This is a genomic window from Klebsiella sp. GG_Kp146 (assembly GCF_040061975.1).
In the GTDB taxonomy this organism is placed as follows: domain Bacteria; phylum Pseudomonadota; class Gammaproteobacteria; order Enterobacterales; family Enterobacteriaceae; genus Klebsiella; species Klebsiella quasipneumoniae.
In genome coordinates this window covers 1-24,444 of record NZ_JBEAHA010000001.1, presented here as the reverse complement: position 1 = coordinate 24,444, position 24,444 = coordinate 1, and the positions used below count along the sequence as shown (strand labels likewise).

Below are 24,444 nucleotides of genomic sequence, written 5' to 3'. Positions count from 1 at the left end.
CACGCCCTAAGGATAGGTGACAACCCCGAAGCGTGCAGAAGAATGTGTGCTGGCGGTTCAGCCCATGAAATGTGGCAAGGTGTTATGCGTTTTATCATGCAGTCCAATGCGCTGAAACCATTCAAGAAAGAATCGAAGCGCATTATACGCTGGCGAAATCAAAAAGGAAAATAAAAACCTCGTTTCAAATTATGGACAAAACGCGTAACAAAACCGGCACGTTATGCATAAAACTATGCAACACATTTTTTCATCAGGCGTGATGAAAAGGGGCGGCGGAAAGGGAATTTTCTCCCGTTATGAGGCGGTAAAATGCGCCATTGACCCGGTAACGGGAGGATGATTTGCGTTGCCGGAAAAATCTATCAATAATGATTTGATTGATAATGAGAAAATGCGAGCCAGACTCAATGGGAAATAAAGCGAAAGACGACGAGCTGTACCAGGAAATGTGCCGCGTGGTGGGCAAAGTGGTGCTGGAGATGCGTGACCTTGGCCAGGAGCCGAAACACATTGTCATCGCCGGCGTTCTGCGCACCTCGCTGGCGAACAGCAAAATCCAGCGTTCACCGCTCACCGAGGAGGCAATGGCGAAGGTCATTCACGCCCTCTCCGGACACTGACGCCTTTCGCCGGCGGGTCAGGAAATCACGAAGCGGACCACCGCCCGGACGGCAATGTCGCAGTGGTGGGCCACCATCGCTTCATCGTCAATGGCGGGCAGCGGATCGTCAAGGTACAGACTGCTGAAGGTGTAGAAATTCGACACCTGATAAAAGCTAAAGCTGCTGATTAACCGGTGCACATCGCGCGCTTCCAGCCCCGCCTGAAAGACCCCCTGCTGCTGGCCGCGCTGCAAAATGTCTTCCAGAATCGACAGGGCGGTACGATTCAGCGGCTTCAGCTCTCCCGAGGTCTTCAGCCACTTGCCGCGCTGCATGTTCTCCATGCAAATCACCCGCATATAGTCCGCGTGGGTGGCGTGATAGCGCACGCTCCAGCGCACCAGCCGCACCAGCGCCTCTACCGGCGGCACATTCTCCAGCCCCAGCTGCTGCTCGGTTTCGCGGATCCGCGCATACACATGCTGCAGCACCTCCTGATAGAGCTGCTCTTTGCTTTTGAAGTAGTAGACCACCATGCGCTTGGTGGTCTGCGCCTCGGTGGCGATCTGCTCCATGCGGGCGCCTGACAGCCCGTGTTCGGCAAAGACGGCGATAGCGGCGCTGAAGATCCGCTCCTTCAGAGATTGTGCTTCATCATGAGCAACGGCGGTCATGGCAACTCCTTTTTCTTGGGTGACAAAAAATACACATAATGATCACAATTTAGCAACCTGGTATGGCGCAAATGAACCAAATGATACATATTCAAGGCTCACGTCAGCTGTTGACCCGAGGACCTTATGCTGCGCTCTATCGCCACCGTTTCGATTTCCGGCACCCTGCCAGAGAAGCTGCACGCTATTGCGGCGGCGGGGTATCAGGGTGTGGAAATTTTCGAGAACGATCTGCTCTATTATACGGGGACGCCGGCGGAAATCCGCCAGCTGGCCGCCGATTTAGGGTTAAAAATCACGCTTTTTCAACCCTTTCGCGATTTTGAAGGCGCCAGCCGGACGCAGTTTGCGGCCAATATGGCCCGCGCCAGACGCAAATTTGCGCTGATGCGCGAGCTGGGCTGCGACACGCTGCTGCTGTGCAGCAATGTGCAGCCGGACTGCTCGGCGGATAGCGAACTGCAGGTGGCGGACCTGCGGGCGCTGGCCACGCTGGCGGAAGAGGAGGGGATCGCTATCGGCTATGAGGCGCTGGCCTGGGGAACCCATGTGAACCGCTGGCAGCAGGCCTGGGAGCGGGTGCAGCGGGTGGACAGCCCGGCGCTGGGCCTGGTGCTCGACAGCTTCCATATCCTGGCCCGGGGCGACACCCTCGACGCGCTGCCATCGGTACCGGTGGAGAAAATCACCTTCGTTCAGCTCGCCGATGCGCCGTATATGAAAATGGATCTCCTGGAGTGGAGTCGCCATTTCCGCTGCTTCCCCGGGCAGGGGGAGCTGCCGCTGGAGGCGTTTGCCGAGCAGATCACCCGCTGCGGCTATCGCGGCCCCTGGTCGCTGGAGATCTTTAATGACGGTTTTCGCGCCTCGCCGAACGGCGCGACGGCCAAAGATGGCTATCGTTCGCTGCTGTGGCTGGAGGAGCAGACTCGTCGCCGGCTTCCGGCGTGCGATGCCGATCTGTTTTCACCGCCGCCACCGCCGGTCTGTCACGGGCTGGAGTTTATCGAATTCGCCGCCAGCGTCGCCGAGGCGCAGCGCCTGGGGCAGCACCTGCAGGCGCTGGGTTTTCAGCACGAGGGAAGCCACCGCTCCAAACAGGTCACGCTGTGGCGCAACGGCGGGGCGCGGATCGTGATAAACCATCAGCCGCACAGCTGGGCCGATCACTTTTATCAACGCCACGGGGTATCGCTCTGCGCGATGGCGCTGCGGGTCGACAGCAGTGCGCCGATTGTCGCTCGCGCCCGCGCGCTGGGGTATGCCACCTGGCAGGGCGACGCCGGGCCGAACGAAACGCCGATCCCGGCGATCTGCGCCCCTGACGGCAGCCTGGTCTATCTCATCGATGCCGGGGAGGCGATCTACGAGCGCGACTTTCTCCTGCGCGATGGCGTGACGGTGCGCGAAGATTACCTCGGCATCGACCATCTGGCGCTGGGGATGGAAGCCGACAGCCGCGACAACTGGGTGATGTTCTTCCGCACGGTGTTTGGTTTTACGCTCGAACATGAGCAGACGCTGCCGGATCCCTATGGGCTGGTGCGTAGTCTGGTGGTGCGCAGCCCGCAGGGGGAGATCCGCCTGGCGCTGAATATCTCCCAGAGCCGGGCGACGCAGATCGCCCGCTCGGTCGCCTGCTACCAGGGGGCGGGGCTGCAGCATGCCGCCTTTGCCTGCCGCGATCTGCCGGCCACCTGCGACCAGCTCGCCGCGGTTGCCGATCATGCGCTGCCGATCCCGGCCAATTACTATGACGATCTGCTGGCGCGCTTTGGCGGCGAGCTGGACGTCGGGCAGCTCCAGCGGCGGCAGCTCCTCTACGACCGCGATCCGCAGGGCGGAGCGTTCCTGCATCTGTATACCCGGCCCTTCATCGCCGGGCGCTTCTTCTTTGAATTAACCGAACGACGGGCAGGCTACGCGCTCTATGGCGCGGCGAATGCGGCCGTCCGTCTGGCGGCGATGCAGTATTGTTAGCCTGAATCAAATGGTTCATTATGCCTGAAACACAATAACAACACCCTCTGTACCCGAGACAGGAACCGACTATGAGCTCATATAGCCCTAACCCGACGGCCGCCGCCCAGCCAGCCGTCACCGCGCGCCGTTCCCGGCGGCGCATCGGCATTCTTGCGCTGCTGGCCATCGGCACCATGATCAACTACCTCGATCGCACCGTGCTGGGGATCGCCGCCCCAAAGCTGACCGGTGAGCTGGGGATCGACCCTGCGCTCATGGGGATCCTCTTCTCCGCTTTCGCCTGGACCTACGCTCTGGCGCAGATCCCCGGCGGGCTGTTTCTCGACCGTTTTGGCAACAAAGTGACCTATTTTCTGTCGCTGACCCTGTGGTCGCTGTTTACCCTGTTCCACGGCATGGCGGTGGGGCTGAAGACGCTGCTGCTGTGCCGCTTCGGGCTTGGCGTCAGCGAAGCGCCGTGCTTTCCGGTGAACAGCCGGGTGGTCAGCGCCTGGTTCCCGCAGCAGGAGCGCGCGAAGGCCACGGCGGTGTACACCGTGGGGGAATACCTCGGGCTGGCCTGCTTTGCCCCGCTGCTGTTCTGGATCATGGACGGCTTCGGCTGGCGGGTGCTGTTCGTCAGCGTCGGCGTGGTCGGCATTCTGTTCGCCCTGGTGTGGTGGCGCTGCTACCGCGAACCGCATGAAGACCCTCGTCTCAGCCAGCAGGAGCGCGAGCATATCGAAAACGGCGGCGGCCTGAGCGCCCCAGCCGACCAGCAGGTGGCGTTCAGCTGGCCGCTGGTCCGCCAGCTGCTAAGCAAACGTCAGATCATCGGCGCCAGTATCGGCCAGTTTGCCGGCAATACGGTGCTGGTGTTCTTTCTCACCTGGTTTCCCACCTGGCTGGCCACCGAACGCCATATGCCATGGCTGAAGGTCGGTTTCTTTTCCATCCTGCCGTTTGTCGCCGCCGCCGGCGGGGTGATGTTTGGCGGCTGGATCTCCGACAAGCTGCTTAAAGCCACCGGGTCGGCCAACCTGGGGCGTAAGCTGCCGATCGTCGCCGGCCTGCTGATGGCCAGCTGCATCATCACCGCCAACTGGCTGCAGAGCGACCTGGCGGTGATCCTGGTGATGTCGTTTGCCTTTTTTGGCCAGGGGATGGTGGGCCTCGGCTGGACGCTGATCTCCGACATCGCCCCGAAGGGGCTGGGCGGGCTCACCGGCGGCCTGTTCAACTTTTGCGCCAACCTCGCGGGGATCCTCACTCCGCTGGTGATCGGCTTTATCGTCGCCGGGTTCGGCAATTTCTTCTACGCGTTGATCTACATCGGCGGCGCCGCGCTGCTGGGCGTGGCGGCCTATCTGTTTATCCTCGGCGACGTCAAACGTATCGAGTTATCGCAGTAAGCAAAGGAGCAAGGCATGGTGATTAGTGGGAATACGCGGCTGATAGCGCATCTTGGCTATCCGACCGCCAGTTTTAAGGCGCCGATGATCTACAACCCGTGGTTTGTCGACCAGCAGGTGGACGTGAAGGTGGTGCCAATGGGCGTCAGGCCGGAGGACTATGCCGCGTTTATTCCGCCGCTGTTTACGATGACCAATATCATCGGCGCGCTGGTGACGATGCCGCATAAAATCGCCACCTGCGATCTGGTGCAACGCCTGAGCCCGACGGCGGCTATCGCCGGCGCCTGCAACGCCATCCGTCGCGAGGCGGACGGCAGCCTCTCCGGGGACATGTTCGATGGCGACGGCTTTGTGCTGGGCCTGCGCCGTAAGGGATTTCAGCCTGAGGGGACGCGGGCGCTGGTGGTCGGCAGCGGCGGGGTGGGGTCGGCTATCGCCGCCTCCCTTGCGGCTGCAGGGGTCAGCGCCCTGACCCTGTACGATACCCGTCCCGAGGTGGCGCACGCTCTCGCTGGACGGCTGCATCAGCACTATCCGCAGCTCGATATCACTCTGATGCAGCACGATCCTGCCGGACACGAGCTGGTGGTCAACGCCACGCCGCTGGGGATGAAGGTCAGCGATCCGCTGCCGCTGGACGTTGACCGTCTGGCGCCAGGCACCTGGGTGGGGGAGGTGGTGATGACCCAGGAGTATACTCCGTTGCTGAGAGCCGCCCAGGCGCGACAGTGCCACATCCAGCGCGGGACCGACATGCTGTTTGAAATGATCCCTGCCTATCTGCGCTTTTTCGACCTGCCGGTAGCCACCCCCGAACAGCTGCGGGCGCTGGCGGAAATTCGCTACTGACGCGACGCCCGTCCGGCCGCACCGCGCAGTGTGGCCGGGTTTATCATCACGTTATCTGCAGGCGGTTTCTCACATGCCAGCGGACGTTCAGGGCATTTCGTACCACACTTCTTCATCCTCCATGCGGGCTTCTATCTGGCCCGCCACCCTCTGCAGCGCGGAAAGATGCTTCTGCGCCGCCTGTTCAATGGTCATGGCGCTGGCGATATAGACCAGGTTGAGGCAGCCGATGACCCGCTGCTGGCTGCAGACCGGCACGGCGATAGAGGCGATTTTCTCCTCCTGCCGCCAGCCGCGGAAATTTTCGCCATAGCCGTTCTGGCGGGTGCGGGCGAGGATCGCCGCCAGCCGTTCCGGTTCGCGAGCCAGCTGATATTCCGCTTCCGGACGGGCGGCCAGCATGCTGAGTATGGCGTCGCGCTCCGCGTCGGGGGCAAAGGCCAGCCACGTCAGACCGGAGGCGGTGAGCAGCAGCGGCAGTCGACGTCCGACCATCGCCCGGTGAAACGACAGCCGACTGAAGCGGTGGGTGGTTTCGCGCACCACCATGGCGTCGACGTCGAGGGTGGTGATATCCGTCGGCCACTGGACCTCGCGCAGCAGTTCCCCGAGCAGCGGCGTGGCGAGGGCAGAAATCCAATGTTCGTCACGAAATCCGTCGCTCAGCTGGCGGACGTTAATGGTCAGACGAAAGCTGTCATCGGAGCGGCTGCGGCGGACAAAACCTTCCTCCTGCAGCGTCTCCAGCAGCCGGCGCACGGTGGTGCGATGCAGGCCGCTAAACTCCGCCAGCAGGCCGGGCGTCGCGCCGCCGTCGAATTTATTTAACAATTTTAATAACAATAAACCCCGGCTTAATCCGCGCACCGTTTTGTACTCAGTGGCCCCATCATCACGCATAAATCCTTCCTTAAAATGCTTTATAAACAGCGATGTGCACCTGGTGCACATTCAGCGATGTTTTGATTGTAGCCGAAAACACCCGCCCTATACTCAGCCCATTATAAAAATACGTTTACACATGATTAACAAATTGCCTGTCAGCCGGGCAGTTTCCGAGTCGTGAGGTCGCTGAGAATGACAACATCTACACCCGATATTCAACCCGCCGTGCAGCATACCGCCCAGGTCGCCATCGCCGGCGCCGGTCCGGTAGGCCTGATGATGGCCAACTACCTTGGCCAGATGGGCATCAGCGTGCTGCTGGTGGAAAAGCTCGACAAACTGATCGATTACCCGCGGGCCATCGGTATTGACGATGAATCGCTGCGGGCGATGCAGGCGGTGGGGCTGGTGGATGACGTGCTGCCGCACACCACGCCGTGGCACGCCATGCGCTTTCTGACCCCGAAGGGCCGCTGCTTTGCCGACATCCAGCCGATGACCGATGAGTTTGGCTGGTCGCGGCGCAATGCCTTTATTCAGCCGCAGGTGGATGCGGTGATGTACCACGGCCTGCAGCGTTTCCCGCAGGTCCGTTGCCTCTTCTCCCGCGAAGTGGAAGCCTTTAGCCAGAGCAGTGACAGTGTCACGTTAAATATCAAAGGACCGGACGGCGAGCGGGAGACAGTGCGCGCTGACTGGCTGGTGGCCTGCGACGGCGGCGCCAGCTTTATTCGCCGCACGCTGAACGTCCCTTTCGAAGGCAAGACCGCGCCGAACCAGTGGATCGTCATCGATATCGCCAACGATCCGCTGGCCACCCCGCACGTCTACCTGTGCTGCGACCCGGTGCGGCCCTATGTTTCCGCCGCGCTGCCCCACGGCGTGCGCCGCTTTGAATTTATGGTGATGCCCGGGGAAACCGAAGCCCAGCTCAGCGAGCCGCACAATATGCGCCGTCTGCTGAGCAAAGTGCTGCCGGACCCGGATCGCGTCGAGCTGATCCGCCAGCGGGTCTACACCCATAACGCGCGCCTTGCCGAGCGCTTTCGCATTGACCGGGTGCTGCTGGCCGGCGACGCCGCGCACATCATGCCGGTCTGGCAGGGCCAGGGATACAACAGCGGCATGCGTGACGCCTTCAACCTGGCGTGGAAGCTGGCGCTGGTGGTCAACGGCAAAGCGGGAGAGGCGCTGCTTGACAGCTACCAGCAGGAGCGTCGCGACCACGCGAAGGCGATGATTGACCTGTCGGTCACCGCCGGTCACGTGCTGGCGCCGCCGAAGCGCTGGCAGGGCGCGGCGCGCGATGGCCTCTCCTGGCTGCTGAACTACCTGCCGCCGGTGAAACGTTACTTCCTCGAAATGCGCTTTAAGCCGATGCCGCAGTATCGCGAAGGGGCGCTGCTGACCGACGGCGCAGGCAAAGCCTCGCCGGTGGGCAAAATGTTTATTCAACCGCAGGTGACGCTGGAGAACGGTGAGAGTCTCCTGCTCGATGAGGTTATCGGGGCGAATTTCGCCATTATCGGCTGGGGCTGCAACCCGCAGTGGGGGCTCGACGCCGGGCAGATCGCCCGCTGGCGCGCGATAGGGGTGCGCTTTATCCAGGTCGTGCCGGAGGTGCAGATCCATCGCGAGCAGGATAACGTCCCGGGCACGCTGCGGGTGGGGGATAAGCAAAACCGTCTGAAGAGCTGGTTTGCGCAACATAACACCGCCATCGCAGTGGTCAGGCCGGACCGCTTTGTCGCCGCCCTCGCTATCCCGCAAACCCTCGGCGCGCAGCTGACCGCCCTGGCGGAAAAAATGACTCTTGCGGCCGGGGATACCGGCCACGCTGAAGAGAAGGTGGCCTGATATGCATGCCTATTTACACTGCCTGTCACACACCCCGCTGGTGGGATTCGTTGACCCGGAGCAGACGGTCCTCGATGAGGTGAACGGGGTGGTTGCCGACGCCCGGCGGCGGATCGCTGAATTCGATCCCGAGCTGGTGGTGCTCTTCGCCCCCGATCACTACAACGGTTTTTTCTATGACGTGATGCCGCCGTTCTGCCTGGGCGTCGGCGCCACCGCCATCGGCGACTTCGCCAGCGCCGCCGGCGACCTGCCGGTGCCCACCGAGCTGGCGGAAGCCTGCGCCCACGCCGTGATCAACAGCGGCATCGACCTGGCGGTGTCGTACAACATGCAGGTGGATCATGGCTTCGCCCAGCCGCTGGAGTTTTTGCTGGGTGGGCTGGATCGCCTGCCGGTGCTGCCGGTGTTTATTAACGGCGTCGCCGCGCCGCTGCCGGGGTTTCAACGCACCCGGCTGCTGGGCGAGGCGATGGGCCGCTTCCTCAACACCCTCAATAAGCGGGTGCTGATCCTCGGCTCTGGCGGGCTTTCGCACCAGCCGCCGGTGCCGGAGCTGGCGAAGGCGGACGCCCATCTGCGCGACCGCCTGCTCGGCAGCGGCAAACAGCTGCCGCCGGACGAACGCGAGCTGCGCCAGCAGCGGGTGATCAGCGCCGCCCGACGGTTTACCGAAGACCAGCGCTCGCTCCATCCCCTCAACCCGGTCTGGGACAACCGCTTTATGAGCCTGCTGGAGCAGGGGCGGCTGAGCGAACTGGACGCGATCGGCAACGACGAGCTGTCGGCGATGGCCGGCAAATCGACGCACGAAATTAAGACCTGGGTGGCCGCCTTTGCCGCGCTATCCGCTTTTGGCCACTGGCGCAGCGAAGGCCGCTATTACCGGCCGATCCCCGAGTGGATCGCCGGATTCGGCTCGCTGAGCGCCACCACCGAGATTTGATTAACCGGGAGACTAACATGAGCTATCAACCGCAAACCGAAGACGCCACCAGCCGATTCCTCAACGTCGACGAGGGAGGCCGCACGCTGCGCATCCATATCAATGACTGCGGCGACGGGGAAGAGACCGTGGTGATGCTGCACGGCTCCGGGCCGGGGGCCACCGGCTGGGCCAACTTCAGCCGCAACATTGACCCGCTGGTCGAGGCGGGCTATCGCGTGCTGCTCCTGGACTGTCCGGGGTGGGGGAAGAGCGATTCGATCGTCAACAGCGGTTCGCGTTCGGATCTCAACGCCCGCATTTTGAAAAGCGTGGTCGATCAGCTGGGGATCGATAAAGTCCATCTGCTGGGCAACTCGATGGGCGGCCACAGCGCGGTGGCCTTCACCCTGAGCTGGCCGGAGCGGGTGGCGAAGCTGGTGCTGATGGGCGGGGGAACCGGCGGCATGAGCCTGTTCACGCCGATGCCGACGGAAGGCATCAAACTGCTGAACGCCCTGTACCGCGAGCCGACCATTGAAAACCTGAAGAAGATGATGAGCATTTTCGTCTTCGACACCCGTGACCTCACCGACGCGCTGTTCGAGGCGCGGCTGAACAATATGCTGTCGCGCCGCGACCATCTGGACAACTTCGTCAAGAGCCTCGAAGCCAACCCGAAACAATTCCCTGACTTTGGCCCGCGGCTCGGCGAGATCGCTGCGCAAACTCTCATCGTCTGGGGACGCAATGACCGCTTCGTGCCGATGGACGCCGGACTACGCCTGCTCGCCGGGATCGCCGGCTCTGAGCTGCACATTTACCGCGACTGCGGCCACTGGGCGCAGTGGGAACATGCCGACAGTTTTAATCAGCTGGTGCTCAATTTCCTCGCACGGGCTTAAGGAGTGATGATGACTATTTCTCTTGACGCGCTGGCGCAGCAGTTGCGCGACGCCGAACGAACCGGCCAGGCGATCGCCCCGCTGCGCGATATCCTCGGCGTCGACAACGCCGACGCCGCCTACGCTATCCAGCGCCTGAACGTTCAGCACCACGTGGCCCATGGCCGGCGGGTGGTGGGCCGCAAGGTAGGCCTGACCCATCCCAAAGTGCAGCAGCAGCTGGGGGTCAACCAGCCGGATTTCGGCACCCTGTTTGCCGACATGTGCTACGGCGACAACGCCGATGTGCCGTTTGGCCGCGTGCTGCAGCCCAAGGTGGAGGCCGAGATCGCCCTGGTGCTGAAACATGATCTGCCCCATGCCGATACCACTTTTGATGAGCTGTATAACGCCATCGAATGGGTGCTGCCGGCGCTGGAGGTGGTGGGCAGCCGCATTCGCGACTGGTCAATCGGCTTTGTCGACACCGTCGCCGATAACGCCTCCTGCGGCCTGTACGTCATCGGCGGCCCGGCGCAGCGACCGGCGGGTCTGGATCTGAAAGCGTGCGCCATGCAGATGACCCGCAACCAGGAGCTGGTCTCCAGCGGCCGGGGCAGCGAGTGCCTGGGGCATCCGCTGAACGCCGCGGTGTGGCTGGCGCGCAAGATGGCCAGCCTCGGCGAACCGCTGCGGGCGGGGGATATCGTGCTGACCGGGGCGTTAGGCCCGATGGTGGCGATTAACGAGGGGGACAGCTTTGTCGCCCATATTGAAGGTATTGGCTCAGTCGCGGCACGCTTCGTCGCCGCCGGAGAAGGACATCGTGATGCGTAAACGTAAAGTCGCCATTATCGGCTCCGGGAATATCGGCACCGATTTAATGATTAAAATTCTGCGCCACGGCCAGCATCTGGAGATGGCGGTGATGGTCGGCATCGACCCGCAGTCGGATGGCCTGGCCCGCGCCCGGCGCATGGGCGTCGCGACCACCCACGAAGGGGTGGGCGGCCTGATGCAGATGGCGGAATTTGCCGATATCGACTTTGTCTTCGACGCCACCAGCGCCGGCGCGCACGTCAAAAACGATGCCGCGCTGCGCGAAGCGAAGCCAGGGATCCGCGTCATCGACCTGACGCCGGCGGCGATTGGCCCGTACTGCGTGCCGGTGGTCAACCTTGAGGCCAATCTCCACCAGGGCAACGTCAATATGGTGACCTGCGGCGGGCAGGCCACCATCCCGATGGTCGCCGCGGTCTCGCGGGTGGCGAAGGTGCATTACGCGGAGATCGTGGCCTCCATCGCCAGTCAATCCGCCGGGCCGGGGACGCGAGCGAATATTGACGAATTCACTGAAACCACCTCGCAGGCGATTGAAAAGGTCGGCGGCGCGAGCAAGGGCAAGGCGATTATCGTGCTGAACCCGGCGGAGCCGCCGCTGATGATGCGCGATACCGTGTATGTGCTGAGCGAGATGGCGTCCCAGGAGGCGATTGCCGCCTCGATCGCCGAGATGGCGGCGGCGGTGCAGGCTTACGTGCCTGGCTACCGGCTGAAGCAGCAGGTGCAGTTTGAGGTTATTCCCGAGGATAATCCGGTCAACCTGCCCGGCGTGGGCTGTTTTTCCGGACTGAAAACCGCGGTTTACCTCGAAGTGGAAGGGGCGGCGCACTATCTGCCGGCGTACGCCGGCAACCTCGATATTATGACCTCGGCGGCGCTGGCGACGGCGGAGAAAATGGCCGGGGCAATGAACAGCGCGGCGGGAGCGACAGCATGAACGGTAAAAAACTCTACATTTCGGATGTGACGCTGCGCGATGGTATGCATGCGATTCGTCACCAGTATTCCCTGGCGCAGGTGCAGCAGATTGCCGGCGCGCTGGATAAGGCGGGGGTGGACTCCATCGAAGTTGCCCACGGCGATGGGCTACAGGGATCGAGCTTCAACTACGGCTTTGGCGCCCACAGCGATATCGCCTGGATTGAAGCGGCGGCGGAGGCGGTCAGCCAGGCGAAAATCGCCACCTTGCTGCTGCCGGGCATCGGCACCCTGCACGACCTGAAAGCCGCATATCAGGCCGGGGCGCGGGTGGTGCGGGTCGCCACCCACTGCAGCGAAGCGGACGTCGCGGCGCAGCATATTGCCTTTGCCCGCGAGCTGGGGATGGACACCGTCGGTTTTCTGATGATGAGCCATATGATCTCCCCGCAGGCGCTGGCGCAGCAGGCGCTGAAGATGGAATCCTATGGGGCGACCTGCATCTACGTGGTGGATTCCGGCGGGGCGATGAACATGAATGACATTCGCGACCGCTTCCGCGCGCTGAAGGCGGTGCTGAAGCCGGAGACCGCCACCGGGATGCATGCCCACCATAACCTGAGCCTCGGGGTGGCTAACTCTATCGCCGCGGTGGAAGAGGGCTGCGACCGGATCGACGCCAGCCTGGCCGGGATGGGGGCGGGGGCGGGCAATGCGCCGCTGGAGGTGTTTATTGCCGCCGCCGACAAGCTCGGCTGGCGGCATGGCACCGACCTCTACGCGCTGATGAATGCCGCCGACGAGCTGGTGCGGCCGCTGCAGGACCGCCCGGTGCGCGTCGACCGCGAAACGCTGGCGCTGGGCTACGCCGGGGTCTACTCCAGCTTCCTGCGCCACAGCGAAGCGGCGGCGGCGCGCTATGGCCTCAGCGCGGTGGATATTCTCGTCGAGCTGGGCAATCGGCGTATGGTCGGCGGCCAGGAGGATATGATCGTCGACGTCGCGCTGGATCTGCTTAACCGCCAAAAATAACAACGGGCGGCTGACCATGCATCAGCCGCCCATCACCTGCTCCGTTTGTCCGGCTATCGCAAAGGTACCCTATGACCAAGATAACGACCGCAAACTCCTCGCGCCTGGTGGTCACCATCGGGCTCTGTTTTATGGTGGCACTGATGGAGGGGCTGGATCTGCAGGCGGCGGGGATCGCCGCCGTCGGCATGGCGCAGGCCTTTGCGCTGGATAAAATGCAGATGGGCTGGATCTTCAGCGCCGGGATCCTCGGCCTGCTGCCCGGCGCGCTGGTGGGCGGCATGCTGGCGGACCGCCACGGGCGCAAACGCATCCTGCTGGGCTCGGTGCTGCTGTTTGGCCTGTTCTCGCTGGCCACCGCGGTGGCCTGGAGCTTCCCGACGCTGCTGCTGGCGCGCCTGCTCACCGGCGTCGGGCTGGGGGCGGCATTGCCGAACCTGATTGCCTTAACCTCGGAAGCCGCTGGCCCGCGTTTTCGCGGCCGGGCGGTGAGCCTGATGTACTGCGGGGTGCCCATTGGCGCCGCGCTGGCGGCGGCGCTGGGGTTCTCTGGCCTTGCCGCGGCCTGGCAGACCATCTTCTGGATTGGCGGCGTGGTTCCGCTGCTGCTGATCCCGCTGCTGATGCGCTGGCTGCCGGAATCGCAGGCGTTTCAACGCGTGGAGACCAGCGTGCCGCTGCGCACCCTGTTTGCCCCGGGGCATGCCGCCGCCACGCTGCTGCTGTGGCTGGGCTATTTCTTCACTCTGCTGGTGGTCTATATGCTGATCAACTGGCTGCCGATGCTGCTGGTAGGCCAGGGATTCAGCGCCAGCCAGGCGGCGGGGGTGATGTTCTCTCTGCAGATCGGCGCCGCCTGCGGCACCCTGCTGCTGGGGGCGCTGATGGATAAGCTTACTCCGTTGCGTATGTCGCTGCTGATATACAGTGGCATTCTGGCGTCGCTGCTGGCGCTGGGCAGCGCGTCGTCGCTGAGCGGGATGCTGCTGGCGGGGTTTGTCGCCGGGCTGTTCGCCACCGGCGGCCAGAGCGTGCTCTACGCGCTGGCGCCGCTCTTCTATCCCGCGGCGATCCGCGCCACCGGGGTCGGCACCGCCGTGGCGGTGGGACGCCTCGGGGCGATGAGCGGTCCGCTGCTGGCCGGCAAGATGCTGGCCCTCGGCACCGGCACCGTCGGGGTGATGGCGGCCTCAGCGCCGGGCATTGTGCTGGCCGGCGTGGCGGTGTTCTGGCTGATGCATCGCCAGCAGCGCGCGGCCATTGTCTGAAGCCTGTCCGGCGGTCCGGCGAAAAAATGCCGGGCCGCCGCCTTGCCTCTGCGCGTGCCCTGGCCTAAGGTAAGACATCATTCTCTGTCGCTTATCGTCTCTATGGCTTACCGCTCCCGCTTGCTCGACGCTATCCCTGGCATCCGCCACGCGTTTCTCGATGTCCACGAAACCGCCGCCTTTCCCTATGCCGAAATGGCGCCGGTGAAGCTGGTCCATGGCAATGAGGTTCATCATTATCAGCAGCCGCTGCCGACGCGCCCGCATGCCGACGCGGTGTTTACCGCCGTGGCCGGGCAAAAGGTAGGGGTGGTAACCGCCGACTGCCTGCCGATACTGATCGCCTCGCGCGACGGTCGCTTCGTCTGCAGCGTGCATGCCGGCTGGCAGGGGCTGGCCAGTGGCATTATCGACAACAGTCTGGCGACTTTTCGCCAGCAGGGGGCGGCGCTGGCCGATCTGGTCATCGCCGTGGGGCCGCATATTCACCCTTGCTGTTACGAAGTCTCCGCCGGATTTTATCAGCAACTGCTGGACCAGCACGGCGGTGACCGGGTGGCCCGGCACCGCCAGCGGCTGTTCCATTCCCGTTCTGGGCCGGTCAGGGATCCGCTCAAAGCCGCGGCGCGCGGCAGCGATAATCTGTGGTTTGATCTGCGCGCTTTCGCTGAGGCGATCTTCGCAGAGGCGGGGGTGGCGTCAACGAGCGTTGAATGGCTGGGGAGCTGCACCTATTGCACGCCGCAGTCGCTGGGCTCCTACCGGCGCCGGACCCATTTTCCGGCGCCGAAGAGCTTTCAGTACTCGTGGATCATGCGTGAGGCCTGAGTCGCGCTGGCGTTAGATCACCCGAAAACCGTGGGTGCCGTCGCGGGCCAGCTGATCCACCAGGCCGTACTCCCACTCCAGATAGGCCTGCATCGCCTCTGCGGAATTATCGGTCCCTTCATAGGGACGGCGATAGCGGTCCCGGCGCTCGACAGCGAGGCCGGCGTCGCCATGGGCCAGCGGCAGACCGGCGGCGATCCACGCCAGCGTCCCGCCGCGCAATACCTGTACCGGCTTACCGGTTAAGGCCGCCACCTCGGGCGCCGCGTAGCGGGCCAGCAGGCTGCTGCCGCAGGTCACCACGTAACGTTGAGCGGGAGGGATCGCGTCCAGGGCCTGGCGCAGCTGCGAGCGCGTCAGCCACCACGCGCCGGGGATATGGCGGGCGACAAAGTTGGCGCTGGTGGTGAAATCGAGCACCACCGTACCGGGGTCGTCCAGCTGTTGCGCCAGCTGCGCCGGGCTTATCTCCGCCGCCTGCGGGGCGGGGGGCACTTCGGCGGCTGGTACCCCGCGCTCGCTCAGCTGGCTGGCCGACAGGGCGTTCAGCCGCGCCGTCTCCCAGCCCATCTGCGCCAGCCACGAGCCGGTTATCGCCGCCCGGACGCCATCGTCATCCAGCAGCACGATTCGCGCCCCTCGTACGCTGGCGAAGTGATCGGTCTCCTGCACCAGCTGGCCGCCTGGCGCGCTCAGGCTGCCAGGATAGTGGCCCGCCGCGTACTCCTCAGGGCTGCGCACATCAAACAGGAAGGTGGTGCGGTCGCTCTGCTGCAGCCAGCGTTGCAGGGTCGCCTCATCAATGACCGCCACCCCGGCTCGTTCGGCGAGATGCGCCACCTCGGCGGCCCGGGCGCCAGAGGCGCGGGCGGAGGGATCGTATTGCCGCTGCTGCTGGTGCGCCAGCGTCTGGCCGGCCAGCGTCCAGCCGATAGTGCCATTGCGCAGGGCATGGACCGGGTTAGGCACGCCGGCGTTGATCAGCGACTGGGTGCCGATGATGCTGCGGGTGCGTCCGGCGCAGTTGACGATCACCGGCGTTTGCGGGGAGGGCGTCAGGCTCTCCACCCGCAGGGCCAGCTCGCCGCCGGGCACGCTGATGCTGCCGGGGATGCTCATGGTCTGGTACTCGTCGAAGCGCCGGGCGTCGACGATCACCACCTCCTGCCGGCTGTCGATGAGCGCCTGAACCTCCCGGGCGCTGAGCGACGGCGTGTGACGCACGCTTTCCACCAGCTCGCCAAAGGCTTTACTGGCGGAGTTGACGTCCTGAAACAGCTCGCCGCCGCTGCGGCGCCAGCCGGCGAGACCCTCGGCCAGCAGGGCCACATCCTGATAGCCCCAGGTCCGCAGTCGTTCGACGGCGATCGCCGCCAGCCCTTCGCCATTGTCGTAGACGGTGATCGGGGTGGTGAAGCGCGGTATCCGCCGGCGCACCTCCAGCTCCAGTTTGCTGAGCGGCAGATTGACGGCAAACAGCGGATGAGCGGTGGCGAAATCGGCCTCTTCACGGACGTCGAGCAGCGCCAGTTCACGACGGTCGAGCAGCGCCTGGCGGATCCCGGCGGCCTGACGGTAAGCGTAAGTGGACATAATGGTTATCCTTGGTGTTCGCGGGAGGGATCCCAGATGTTGGGCACGTGGCGGTTGGCGTAGCCGGAGATAAACGGTTTTTGCTGGCCTTCCGGGGTATACACCGCGCGCTTCACCGCGCCGATGTTGCCGCCGTAAACATGAATGCTGATGGAGACGCGATCCGCCAGCGCATTGCTGACGCGATGAATATCGCCATCGTCAACGGAGACTTTCTCCACCTGGCCTGCCTGCAGGAGCGTGGCGGCGCCCAGCGACCGCGGTATGCCGTCTGCATCCAGCTGGTAGCGTTGATTCTCCTCTGCGCCGCGCAGCATACCAATGGCCCCCCATACCCGGTGGTCATGGATCGGCGTCGCCTGTCCCGGCCCCCAGACGAAGCTGACGATCGAGAAGCGCTCCCCGGAGTCGGCATGCAGCAGATACTGCTGGTAATGGTGCGGGTGCGGCAGGGTGTACTCTTCCGGCAGCCAGTCGTCGTGACGTACCAGCGCCGCCAGCCGTTGGGCCACGGCGTCAAGCAGCGGCGCGGTCTGGTGGTGTTCACGGTGCAGGCGATCAACCTCATGAATAAAATGGCGTAATTTTTCCAGTCGTGGTCCAGTCATGTGCGGTTCCTGTCAGAGGGACTGGTCAAAACGCTAACAGAGGCGTTAATATTATTTAAATGCAATTTACGCATATATTAATATGCAAATTACACATAAGGATCCTATGCGCATCGACGATATTGACGCTCTGCTGGCCACGGTGCAGTTTTCTTCCCTCAATCAGGCGGCGGACTATCTGGGGATCACCCAGTCGGCTATCACCCGGCGCCTGCAGCGTCTGGAGCAGGAGCTGAACGTCACGCTGTTGGCGCGTCAGACCCGCCCGCTGACCCTGACCGCCGCCGGTCAGCGGGTGTACGAGCAGTGCCTGAGCATTAAGCGCGAGACGAAAAAGCTCTACAGCCTGTTGGATCCGCAAGGCGAGCCGCGCGGCGCGCTGCGTCTCGGCGTACCGCAGAGTATCAGCGAGATCGCGCTGCCGGCGGCGCTGGCGGCGCTGAGCCAGCAGTTTCCCGCACTGTCCCCACAGGTCGCCTGCGGCTGGAGCGGAGAGCTGCAGCGCCGGCTGGAAAACGGCGAACTGGACGCCATGCTGGCGATGGGCCCCGCCCAGCAGACCCTCGCCGAGGGCTACAGCGGGCGCCTGCTGTGTCCCCTGGAGGTGGTGCCGATTGCCGCCCGGCGTCTGAATCTGCGGGCGTCGTCGCTGCGGGAGTGCGTCGAACAGGGCTGGATCCTTAACCCCGACGGCTGTGGACTACGCGCCGGGCTCATCCGCGAGCTGCAAAGCCAGGGGCTGCGCCTGAAGCTTAACGTCGAGAGCGCGGGCGCCCAGCTGCAGATGGCGCTGGTGGCGCAGGGACTGGGGCTGGGTCTGGTGCCGCGGGCGGCGCTGGCGGCCAGCCCGTGGCGTGACGAGCTCGAGGTCGTCAACCTCAGCGACTTTCAGCCTGCGGTGTCGCTGTGGCTGATCCACGCCCGGTATCTGGCAAACCTGCAGTCGCCGCTGACCTTTTTCGCCAGCAAAGTGGTGCAGCAGCTGACAGTATCCGACTGAAAGCACTATGTATTTTTGTTTAATGCCAGTCTTGCATATTAAGATATGATAAAAATGCATTTTGTTCATTAACACACCCTGTATAGGGTAATGACCAGCGCCGCCGTCGCGGCCACTCCATTACCCTGACGCAAGGAGTTGTTCATGAGCATTCAGTTTCTCGGCATGATTGGCCATCGCCTCTCTTCCGAAACGATTGCCCCGGTGGGGCCGATCTTTGACCGCGACTATATCGTTCGCTTTGCGCAAACCCATGAAGCCGCCGGGTTCGATCGCCTGCTGGTGGGTCACTGGTCCGATCAACCCGACGGCTTTCTGGTGACCGCCCTGGCCGGACTGTCGACGCAGAAAATTCAGTACCTGCTGGCCCATCGCCCCGGTTTTGTCTCGCCGACCCTTGCCGCGCGCAAATTCGCCACCCTTGAGCATCTGCTGGGGGGCCGGCTGGCGGTGCATATCATCAGCGGCGGCAATGACGCCGAGCAGCGCCGGGACGGCGATTACCTCGACCACGACCAGCGCTATGCCCGCACCGACGCCTTCCTTGACGTCGTACGCCGGGTGTGGACCAGTGAGCAGCCGGTAGATATTCACAACGATTTTTATCAGGCCGAACAGGCCTGGTCAGCCATTCGTCCGCTGCAAAAGCCGCATCTTCCCATCTACTTCGGCGGTTCGTCGGAAGCGGCCCTCGCTGTCGCCGGCAAACACGCCGACGTCTTCGCCCTGTGGGGCGAGTCGCTGGCGCAAACCGGCGAGACCATCCAGCGCGTGCGCGCCGAAGCGGCGAAACACCAGCGTGATATTGGCTTCAGCGTCTCGTTCCGGCCGATTATCGCCGACAGCGAAGCCGAAGCCTGGGAGAAAGCCGAGCATATCCTGCACGTCGCCACCGAGCAGGCGGCGCAGCGCGGGGGCGGGTTCAAGGCCAAACCGGACAGCATCGGCGCCCAGCGGCTGCGGGCCACCGCCGCGCAGGGCAGAGTGGTGGACAAACGCCTGTGGACCGGCATCGCTCAGCTGGTGGGCGGCGGGCATAACTCCACCGCGCTGGTAGGCACCCCGGAGCAGGTGGCCGATGCGCTGCTCGACTACTACGACCTCGGGGTGCGCAACTTCCTGATCCGCGGATTCGACCCGCTGAACGATGCGGCAGACTACGGCCGGGCGCTGCTGCCGATCGCCCGTGAAAAAGCCGCGCGGCGTGCGGTGGCGGAGCGCGCATCGTGATCCATCCTGAGCGCGACGACTGGGCGCAGCAGCTGACGGCGGTACGCCAACAGATGGCGGAGCAGGCGGCCAGTCTTGACGCCAGCGGCGACTTTCCCTGGCGCAATATCGACCCTCTGCGCGCGGGGGGCTGGTTAAGCCTCGCCGTGCCGCGTGCTTACGGCGGCGCGGGCGCCAGCCTGGCCCAGCTGCAGCAGGCCATCGCCGCCATTGCCTGGGGTGAGCCGGCGACGGCGCTGATCGTCTGCATGCAGTATCTGCACCATTTGCGGCTGGCGGAAAACGACGCCTGGCACGCGCCGCTGCGCCAGCAGGTTTTTCATGATGCCGTCGAACACGGCGGCCTGATCAACAGTCTGCGCGTTGAGCCGGATCTTGGCTCCCCGGCGCGCGGCGGCCTGCCGGATACCGTGGCGAGCCGCCGCGCGGACGGCTGGGACATCAACGGCCATAAAATCTATACCACCGGCATTGAAGGACTGCGCTGGCTGGCGGTTTGGGCGAGAAGCGATGAGAACCCGCCGCGGGTGGGCACCTGGCTGGTGCCTGGCGACAGCCCGGGAATTAGCGTGGTGAAAAGCTGGGATCACGCCGGGATGCGGGCTACCGGCAGCCATGAGGTGATTTTTCGCCACGTGCGGGTGGCGGCAGAGCACGCGGTGGATGTCTGGCCGGTCGATGCGCCACCCGCCGCCCAGGCGGAACCGTTGCGCCTGTTCGCCAACCGGCAAACGGCATTGCTGGCGGCGATCTATGACAGCATCCCCCGCGCCGCTCACGACTGGCTGGTGAGGTGGCTGGCGGGGCGGGTGCCCGCGGGTCTCGGCCATCCGCTTTCCCGCCTGCCGCGGGTGCAGGAGAAGGTCGGGCAGATCGCCGAACTGCTGTTGGTTAACCGCAGCCTGCTGGAGCAGGCCGCCGCGCTGCGCTTTTCCGCCATCGAGGCCAACCTGGCAAAAGTCACCATCACCGACAACGCCATTCAGGCGGTGAATATCGCGCTCGAGCTGACCGGCAATCATGGCCTCAGCCGACAAAACCCGCTGGAACGCCACTACCGCAATGTGCTCTGCGGCCGGGTGCATACCCCGCAGAGCGACAGCGCCTGGCTGGCAGCCGGCCTCTTCGTCTTTCAATCACAAGGATAATCACGATGCGTCTATCATTCTCAGGCCGGGTGGCGGCAGCGCTGATGCTGCTGGCGCTGGGCGGTTACGCGACGGCGCAGGAGCGGCTTACCCTGCGCATCGCCGATCAAAAAGGCGGCATGCGTTCGCAGCTGGAGGCGGCCAACGCCCTGCAAAACCTCCCCTACGACATTAAGTGGGCCGAATTTCCGGCCGCCGCGCCGCTGGCGGAAGCCCTTAACGCTGGCGCGGTGGACGCGGGGATCATCGGCGATGCGCCGCTGCTCTTCGCCCTGGCTAACGGCGCGCCGGTGAAAGCGATCGCCGTGGACAAAAGCAACCCGGCGGGGACCGCGGTGCTGGTTTCTCCTGGCAGCGCGATAAAAACCGCCGCCGGGTTAAAAGGCAAGCGCATTGCCACGGGGAAAGGGTCGATTGGCCATTTCGTAGCGCTGAAAGCGCTCGAGCAGGCGGGGATTTCACCGAAGGAGGTGCAGTGGGTGTTCCTCGGTCCGGTGGACGCCAAAGTGGCGCTGCTTAACGGTTCGGTGGACGCCTGGGCGACCTGGGAGCCCTACACCACCCAGATGGTGAAGACCAACGAGGGGCAGATCCTGGTGAGCGGCAAAGGGCTGCTGCCGGGGAATACCTTCCTTGCGGCAACGGATTTAGCGCTTAACGACCCGCAAAAGCGCGCCGCGCTGCAGGATTATCTCCAGCGCCTGGCCGGCGCCGAGCGCTGGGCCTACGCCAATCTCGACAGCTACGGCAAAACGCTGGGGGAGATCATCCGCTTCCCGGCGGAGATCGCCCGCGCGCAGTTTGCCAACCGCCAGTCGCAGTGGCAGCCGCTGGCAGAGGAAACGGTGACCCAGCAGCAGGCGACGGCCGACTTTTATCTCGCCAACGGCCTGATCCGCACCCGGCTGGACGTGAAGCCGACCTTTGACCCCAGCTTTAGCGTGCCCGCCATGCCGGCCCACGCGGAGGTAACGCCATGACCCCGTCCGCTTTTTCCCGTCGTCGTTTTTTACAGCTCAGCGGTGGCCTGGCGCTGGCCGGGGTTTCCCTGCCGCTGTGGGCTCACGATATGGCGGAGATGGCCAGCGGCGATGCTCATCCGGCGCTGCGCCTGCCGCAGCCGTACAAGATCAAGCTGGCGATCAACAAAAGCGCGGTTTGCCTCGCGCCGGTCGCCGTCGCCGAGCAGCAGAAGATTTTCAGTAAATATAACCTCGACGTTGAGTTTGTTAACTTCGGCAACTCCACCGATGTGCTGCTGGAGGCGATCGCTACCGGCAAGGCCGACGCCGGGGTGGGGATGGCGCTGCGCTGGCTGAAGGCGCTGGAGCAGGGCTTTGACGTCAAGCTCACCGCCGGGACCCATGGCGGCTGTCTGAACCTGCTGACGGCCAAAGCGTCGCCGTTCAACGGCCTTGAGAGCCTGAAAGGGCAAACCATCGGCGTCACCGACATGGCCGGGCCGGATAAAAACTTCTTCGCTATCCTGCTTAAGCGCCACGGTATCGATCCGATAAGCGACGTGCAGTGGAAAGTCTACCCGGCGGATCTGCTCAGCGTGGCGCTGGATAAGCGCGAGATCGCCGCCATCAGCGGCAGCGAGCCGTTCAGCTATCGGCTGCTGGAGACCGGCAAGTATCAGCTGATCGCCAGCAATATGACCGGGGACTATGCCAAGCTGAGCTGCTGCGTGCTGGGGGTGAGCGGGAGCCTGGCGCGGGACCATAAACCGGCCGCCGCGGCGCTCACCCAGGCAATCCTTGAAGCGCACAGCTACGCCGCCGAACACCCGGAAAGCGTGGCGCAATCTTTCCTCGCCCATGCGCTCAACACCAGTGAAGCGGAGGTAAGCGGCATTCTGCACGGACAGGGGCACGGCCACCACGCGGTGGGTGAGGCGTTCGTGAAAGAGCTGACGCAGTATGCGGTCGACCTGCAGCGGGTGCAGGTGATCAAACCGGGCACCGATCCCCATCAGTTTGCGGAGAGTATCTATGCCAACGTATTCGCCTGAGCAGGCGCTGGCGCGCCCAACCGGCCGCGCGCCGCTGTGGGGAGAAGGGCTGCTGGCCGCCGCGCTGTGGCTGCTGGGCGGTCTGTTCACCCTGGCCTGGCCCGATGCCGGGCGGCGCTGGCCGTTTAGCGAGGGCTGGGCGCTGGCGCAGTTCGCCTTCGGCGGCGGCTTGCTGCTGCTGGCGCTGAGCTATCGCTACTGGCGAGCGCGCGGCGCGCGCGTGCTGCATGCCGGCAAGTGGCTGGCGCTGCTGCCGGTGCTGTTCGCTGCCTGGGAAGGGCTGACCGCCAAGAGCGGCGTGCTGCCGGTGCCGTTTTTCGCGCCGCCGCAGGCGCTGATCGAGGTGCTGCACGACGACTGGCCGCGTCTGCTCGACAGCCTGCTGCACTCCCTGGGGCTGCTGGGGCTTGGGGTGCTGCTCGGCACCAGCAGCGGGTTCGTCACCGGTCTGGCCATTGGCTGGTCGCAACGAATTGGCTACTGGCTCCATCCGGTGTTACGCCTGCTGGGGCCGGTGCCGTCTACCGCGCTGCTGCCGCTGTGCCTGTTTATCTTTCCGTCAAGCTTCGGCGCCAGTGTGTTTTTGATTGCGCTGAGCACCTGGTTCCCGGTCACGGTGCTGACCTGGTCCGGGGTCATCGGTATTGACAGGGCGTGGTACGACGTGGCGCGGACCCTCGGCGCCAGCCAGCGTTTCCTGATCCTGCGGGTAGCGATCCCCGCCGCGCTGCCGAACGTCTTTGTCGGCCTGTTTATGGGGCTTGGCGCGTCGTTTTCGGTGCTGATTGTGGCTGAAATGGTCGGGGTGAAGTCGGGGATCGGCTTCTACCTCCAGTGGGCCCAGGGCTGGGCGGCCTATCCCAATATGTACGCCGCGCTGCTGGTGATGGCCTTGCTGTGCTCCGGTCTGATTAGCGGATTATTTTTGCTGCGCGATAAGCTACTGAGCTGGCAGCGGGGAGGGATGCAATGGTAACCGCGACGTCAGGTTCGCAGACGATAGCGCGCGGCGCGGCGGTATCGATAAGCCATCTTCATCACGCGTTTACGCTCGGCAAACAGGTGGTGCCGGTGCTGGAGAATATCAGCCTGCAGCTGCGGCCAGGGGAAAGCGTGGCGCTGCTGGGCCCTTCCGGCTGCGGTAAATCCACCCTGCTGCGGCTGCTGGCCGGGCTGGAAGCGCCGCAGAGCGGACAGATGCAGTTCGACGGCGCGCCGCTCGGCGATCCGGGGCCGGAGCGCATACTGGTGTTTCAGGACCCGACGCTCTATCCGTGGCTGACGGTGCGGCAGAACGTGCTGCTGGGCCCGCAGGCGCAGGGCAAAAGGGGGCTGGAAGCAAAGGCCGACGCGCTGATTGACCGCATCGGTCTGCAGGCCTTCAGCGAAGCGTGGCCGCGGCAGCTGTCAGGGGGGATGGCGCAGCGCGCCGCGCTGGCGCGCGCGCTGTTGAACGAGCCGCGCCTGCTGCTGCTCGACGAGCCGCTGGGCAAGCTGGACTCGCTGACCCGCATCAGCATGCAGCGGGAGCTGATCGCCCTCTGGCAGCAGCAGGGGTATACCAGCCTGCTGGTGACCCACGATATCGAAGAGGCGCTGCTGCTGTGCGAGCGGGTGCTGGTGATGTCGCCGCGTCCGGGGCGGATTATCGCCGAGTTCGCGCTGCCGCTGGCCTTTCCCCGCCACCGCGATAACCCGCAGCTGCTGCAGCATCGTCAGGATATATTGCGCATCCTCGGCCAGGAGGAGGACTGGTAAGCTGAACGCATTCCCCGGTGGCGCTGCGACCAATGTCACGGAAAGGTAGGCCGGCGCAAGCGCAGCGCCGCCCGGCAATGAACATCCGGTGCCAGGCGCCTGTTTTTGCCCGGTGGCGGCTGCGCCTTACCGGGCCTACGAACTGCGA

At 64.2% G+C, this 24,444-nt stretch carries 23 protein-coding genes and 1 pseudogene; 20 read left to right on the top strand and 4 right to left on the bottom strand.

From position 1 onward, the window contains the following. The first annotated feature begins 42 nt into the window (after positions 1–42). Together ABLU95_RS00120 and fumD are read left to right on the top strand one after the other, a co-directional pair. Entirely contained in the window at positions 43–174 is a 132-nt protein-coding gene (locus tag ABLU95_RS00120; RefSeq protein WP_032428887.1) for a hypothetical protein, read from the top strand. Between the two features lie 236 nt (positions 175–410). Beyond that, complete coding sequence (fumD, locus tag ABLU95_RS00115) at positions 411–623, top strand: fumarate hydratase FumD (RefSeq protein ID WP_004203074.1); 213 nt, start codon at positions 411–413, stop codon at positions 621–623. Positions 624–640: 17 nt separating this feature from the next. Here fumD and ABLU95_RS00110 read toward each other — a convergent pair whose 3' ends face one another. Further along, positions 641–1,279, bottom strand: a complete 639-nt coding sequence (locus ABLU95_RS00110) for a TetR/AcrR family transcriptional regulator (protein ID WP_023290070.1) — start codon at positions 1,277–1,279, stop codon at positions 641–643. Between the two features lie 126 nt (positions 1,280–1,405). Here ABLU95_RS00110 and ABLU95_RS00105 point away from each other — a divergent pair, with 126 nt between their 5' ends. The 3 genes from ABLU95_RS00105 to ABLU95_RS00095 all read left to right on the top strand — a co-directional run bounded on the left by ABLU95_RS00105 (position 1,406) and on the right by ABLU95_RS00095 (position 5,505). Further along, positions 1,406–3,259 (top strand): TIM barrel protein, encoded by a 1,854-nt coding sequence (locus ABLU95_RS00105; protein ID WP_348878558.1) that lies wholly within the window; start codon positions 1,406–1,408, stop codon positions 3,257–3,259. Between the two features lie 71 nt (positions 3,260–3,330). Continuing rightward, positions 3,331–4,653, top strand: coding sequence for an MFS transporter (locus ABLU95_RS00100; protein WP_065881338.1), 1,323 nt, complete (start codon positions 3,331–3,333; stop codon positions 4,651–4,653). A gap of 15 nt (positions 4,654–4,668) precedes the next feature. After that, positions 4,669–5,505, top strand: coding sequence for a shikimate dehydrogenase (locus ABLU95_RS00095; RefSeq protein ID WP_032453232.1), 837 nt, complete (start codon positions 4,669–4,671; stop codon positions 5,503–5,505). An 87-nt stretch (positions 5,506–5,592) separates the two neighbouring features. Here ABLU95_RS00095 and ABLU95_RS00090 read toward each other — a convergent pair whose 3' ends face one another. Further along, entirely contained in the window at positions 5,593–6,405 is an 813-nt protein-coding gene (locus tag ABLU95_RS00090) for a DNA-binding transcriptional regulator (RefSeq protein WP_023290066.1), read from the bottom strand. Between the two features lie 177 nt (positions 6,406–6,582). Here ABLU95_RS00090 and ABLU95_RS00085 point away from each other — a divergent pair, with 177 nt between their 5' ends. The 8 genes from ABLU95_RS00085 (at position 6,583) to ABLU95_RS00050 (ending at position 14,945) form a co-directional block, all read left to right on the top strand. Beyond that, on the top strand, positions 6,583–8,247 hold the full coding sequence (locus ABLU95_RS00085; protein ID WP_117136005.1) for a bifunctional 3-(3-hydroxy-phenyl)propionate/3-hydroxycinnamic acid hydroxylase: 1,665 nt from the start codon (positions 6,583–6,585) through the stop codon (positions 8,245–8,247). Position 8,248: 1 nt separating this feature from the next. Continuing rightward, positions 8,249–9,193: a 2,3-dihydroxyphenylpropionate/2,3-dihydroxicinnamic acid 1,2-dioxygenase gene (gene mhpB / locus ABLU95_RS00080; protein WP_218810888.1), complete on the top strand. Its 945-nt coding sequence runs from the start codon at positions 8,249–8,251 to the stop codon at positions 9,191–9,193. Between the two features lie 17 nt (positions 9,194–9,210). Beyond that, positions 9,211–10,077 carry a 2-hydroxy-6-oxonona-2,4-dienedioate hydrolase gene (mhpC, locus tag ABLU95_RS00075; RefSeq protein ID WP_048297720.1) on the top strand — a complete coding sequence of 289 codons (867 nt, stop codon included), beginning with the start codon at positions 9,211–9,213 and terminating at the stop codon, positions 10,075–10,077. Between the two features lie 9 nt (positions 10,078–10,086). After that, positions 10,087–10,893: a 2-keto-4-pentenoate hydratase gene (mhpD, locus tag ABLU95_RS00070; protein WP_023290062.1), complete on the top strand. Its 807-nt coding sequence runs from the start codon at positions 10,087–10,089 to the stop codon at positions 10,891–10,893. Next, positions 10,886–11,836 carry an acetaldehyde dehydrogenase gene (gene mhpF / locus ABLU95_RS00065; RefSeq protein ID WP_261902321.1) on the top strand — a complete coding sequence of 317 codons (951 nt, stop codon included), beginning with the start codon at positions 10,886–10,888 and terminating at the stop codon, positions 11,834–11,836. Before mhpD ends, mhpF begins: the two co-directional genes overlap by 8 nt. Continuing rightward, positions 11,833–12,849, top strand: a complete 1,017-nt coding sequence (mhpE, locus tag ABLU95_RS00060; RefSeq protein WP_261902322.1) for a 4-hydroxy-2-oxovalerate aldolase — start codon at positions 11,833–11,835, stop codon at positions 12,847–12,849. The genes mhpF and mhpE overlap by 4 nt, the downstream gene beginning before the upstream one ends. Before the next feature lie 71 nt (positions 12,850–12,920). Beyond that, positions 12,921–14,117, top strand: a complete 1,197-nt coding sequence (gene mhpT / locus ABLU95_RS00055) for a 3-(3-hydroxy-phenyl)propionate transporter MhpT (protein WP_048297717.1) — start codon at positions 12,921–12,923, stop codon at positions 14,115–14,117. A gap of 102 nt (positions 14,118–14,219) precedes the next feature. Further along, on the top strand, positions 14,220–14,945 hold the full coding sequence (locus ABLU95_RS00050; protein ID WP_232689678.1) for a polyphenol oxidase family protein: 726 nt from the start codon (positions 14,220–14,222) through the stop codon (positions 14,943–14,945). 12 nt (positions 14,946–14,957) lie between these two features. On the opposite strand, the gene ABLU95_RS00045 is transcribed toward ABLU95_RS00050, so the two are convergent. Continuing rightward, complete coding sequence (locus ABLU95_RS00045) at positions 14,958–16,538, bottom strand: rhodanese homology domain-containing protein (RefSeq protein ID WP_348878557.1); 1,581 nt, start codon at positions 16,536–16,538, stop codon at positions 14,958–14,960. Positions 16,539–16,543: 5 nt separating this feature from the next. Beyond that, positions 16,544–17,146 (bottom strand): cysteine dioxygenase, encoded by a 603-nt coding sequence (locus ABLU95_RS00040; protein ID WP_087849311.1) that lies wholly within the window; start codon positions 17,144–17,146, stop codon positions 16,544–16,546. A 106-nt stretch (positions 17,147–17,252) separates the two neighbouring features. Between ABLU95_RS00040 and ABLU95_RS00035 the strand changes: the two genes are divergently transcribed. From ABLU95_RS00035 to ABLU95_RS00005, 7 genes and pseudogenes are all read left to right on the top strand, one after another. Beyond that, complete coding sequence (locus ABLU95_RS00035) at positions 17,253–18,146, top strand: LysR family transcriptional regulator (RefSeq protein WP_087849310.1); 894 nt, start codon at positions 17,253–17,255, stop codon at positions 18,144–18,146. Between the two features lie 144 nt (positions 18,147–18,290). After that, positions 18,291–19,386: pseudogene (locus tag ABLU95_RS00030) on the top strand (LLM class flavin-dependent oxidoreductase). After that, positions 19,373–20,524, top strand: a complete 1,152-nt coding sequence (locus ABLU95_RS00025) for an acyl-CoA dehydrogenase family protein (protein WP_241516458.1) — start codon at positions 19,373–19,375, stop codon at positions 20,522–20,524. Before ABLU95_RS00030 ends, ABLU95_RS00025 begins: the two are co-directional and overlap by 14 nt. A 5-nt stretch (positions 20,525–20,529) precedes the next feature. After that, positions 20,530–21,504: an ABC transporter substrate-binding protein gene (locus tag ABLU95_RS00020; RefSeq protein ID WP_348878556.1), complete on the top strand. Its 975-nt coding sequence runs from the start codon at positions 20,530–20,532 to the stop codon at positions 21,502–21,504. Beyond that, entirely contained in the window at positions 21,501–22,538 is a 1,038-nt protein-coding gene (locus ABLU95_RS00015) for an ABC transporter substrate-binding protein (protein ID WP_348878555.1), read from the top strand. Before ABLU95_RS00020 ends, ABLU95_RS00015 begins: the two co-directional genes overlap by 4 nt. Further along, a complete protein-coding gene (locus ABLU95_RS00010; RefSeq protein ID WP_348878554.1) occupies positions 22,519–23,514 on the top strand; it encodes an ABC transporter permease subunit in 996 nt (331 codons plus the stop codon). The genes ABLU95_RS00015 and ABLU95_RS00010 overlap by 20 nt, the downstream gene beginning before the upstream one ends. Beyond that, the gene (locus ABLU95_RS00005) at positions 23,508–24,296 is read left to right on the top strand and encodes an ABC transporter ATP-binding protein (protein WP_348878553.1); all 789 of its coding nucleotides are present in this window, start codon (positions 23,508–23,510) and stop codon (positions 24,294–24,296) included. The genes ABLU95_RS00010 and ABLU95_RS00005 overlap by 7 nt, the downstream gene beginning before the upstream one ends. Positions 24,297–24,444 lie beyond the last annotated feature (148 nt).

Bases quoted from the DNA above. Each gene is read 5' to 3' on its own strand.
- mhpE (WP_261902322.1), top strand. From the start codon at position 11,833: ATGAACGGTAAAAAACTCTACATTTCGGATGTGACGCTGCGCGATGGT.
- ABLU95_RS00010 (WP_348878554.1), top strand. From the start codon at position 22,519: ATGCCAACGTATTCGCCTGAGCAGGCGCTGGCGCGCCCAACCGGCCGC.
- mhpB (WP_218810888.1), top strand. From the start codon at position 8,249: ATGCATGCCTATTTACACTGCCTGTCACACACCCCGCTGGTGGGATTC.
- mhpT (WP_048297717.1), top strand. From the start codon at position 12,921: ATGACCAAGATAACGACCGCAAACTCCTCGCGCCTGGTGGTCACCATC.
- ABLU95_RS00020 (WP_348878556.1), top strand. From the start codon at position 20,530: ATGCGTCTATCATTCTCAGGCCGGGTGGCGGCAGCGCTGATGCTGCTG.
- ABLU95_RS00050 (WP_232689678.1), top strand. From the start codon at position 14,220: ATGGCTTACCGCTCCCGCTTGCTCGACGCTATCCCTGGCATCCGCCAC.
- ABLU95_RS00045 (WP_348878557.1), bottom strand. From the start codon at position 16,538: ATGTCCACTTACGCTTACCGTCAGGCCGCCGGGATCCGCCAGGCGCTG.
- fumD (WP_004203074.1), top strand. From the start codon at position 411: ATGGGAAATAAAGCGAAAGACGACGAGCTGTACCAGGAAATGTGCCGC.
- mhpF (WP_261902321.1), top strand. From the start codon at position 10,886: ATGCGTAAACGTAAAGTCGCCATTATCGGCTCCGGGAATATCGGCACC.
- mhpC (WP_048297720.1), top strand. From the start codon at position 9,211: ATGAGCTATCAACCGCAAACCGAAGACGCCACCAGCCGATTCCTCAAC.
- ABLU95_RS00040 (WP_087849311.1), bottom strand. From the start codon at position 17,146: ATGACTGGACCACGACTGGAAAAATTACGCCATTTTATTCATGAGGTT.
- ABLU95_RS00090 (WP_023290066.1), bottom strand. From the start codon at position 6,405: ATGCGTGATGATGGGGCCACTGAGTACAAAACGGTGCGCGGATTAAGC.
- ABLU95_RS00005 (WP_348878553.1), top strand. From the start codon at position 23,508: ATGGTAACCGCGACGTCAGGTTCGCAGACGATAGCGCGCGGCGCGGCG.
- ABLU95_RS00035 (WP_087849310.1), top strand. From the start codon at position 17,253: ATGCGCATCGACGATATTGACGCTCTGCTGGCCACGGTGCAGTTTTCT.
- ABLU95_RS00100 (WP_065881338.1), top strand. From the start codon at position 3,331: ATGAGCTCATATAGCCCTAACCCGACGGCCGCCGCCCAGCCAGCCGTC.
- ABLU95_RS00015 (WP_348878555.1), top strand. From the start codon at position 21,501: ATGACCCCGTCCGCTTTTTCCCGTCGTCGTTTTTTACAGCTCAGCGGT.
- ABLU95_RS00105 (WP_348878558.1), top strand. From the start codon at position 1,406: ATGCTGCGCTCTATCGCCACCGTTTCGATTTCCGGCACCCTGCCAGAG.
- ABLU95_RS00095 (WP_032453232.1), top strand. From the start codon at position 4,669: ATGGTGATTAGTGGGAATACGCGGCTGATAGCGCATCTTGGCTATCCG.
- ABLU95_RS00085 (WP_117136005.1), top strand. From the start codon at position 6,583: ATGACAACATCTACACCCGATATTCAACCCGCCGTGCAGCATACCGCC.
- mhpD (WP_023290062.1), top strand. From the start codon at position 10,087: ATGACTATTTCTCTTGACGCGCTGGCGCAGCAGTTGCGCGACGCCGAA.
- ABLU95_RS00110 (WP_023290070.1), bottom strand. From the start codon at position 1,279: ATGACCGCCGTTGCTCATGATGAAGCACAATCTCTGAAGGAGCGGATC.
- ABLU95_RS00120 (WP_032428887.1), top strand. From the start codon at position 43: ATGTGTGCTGGCGGTTCAGCCCATGAAATGTGGCAAGGTGTTATGCGT.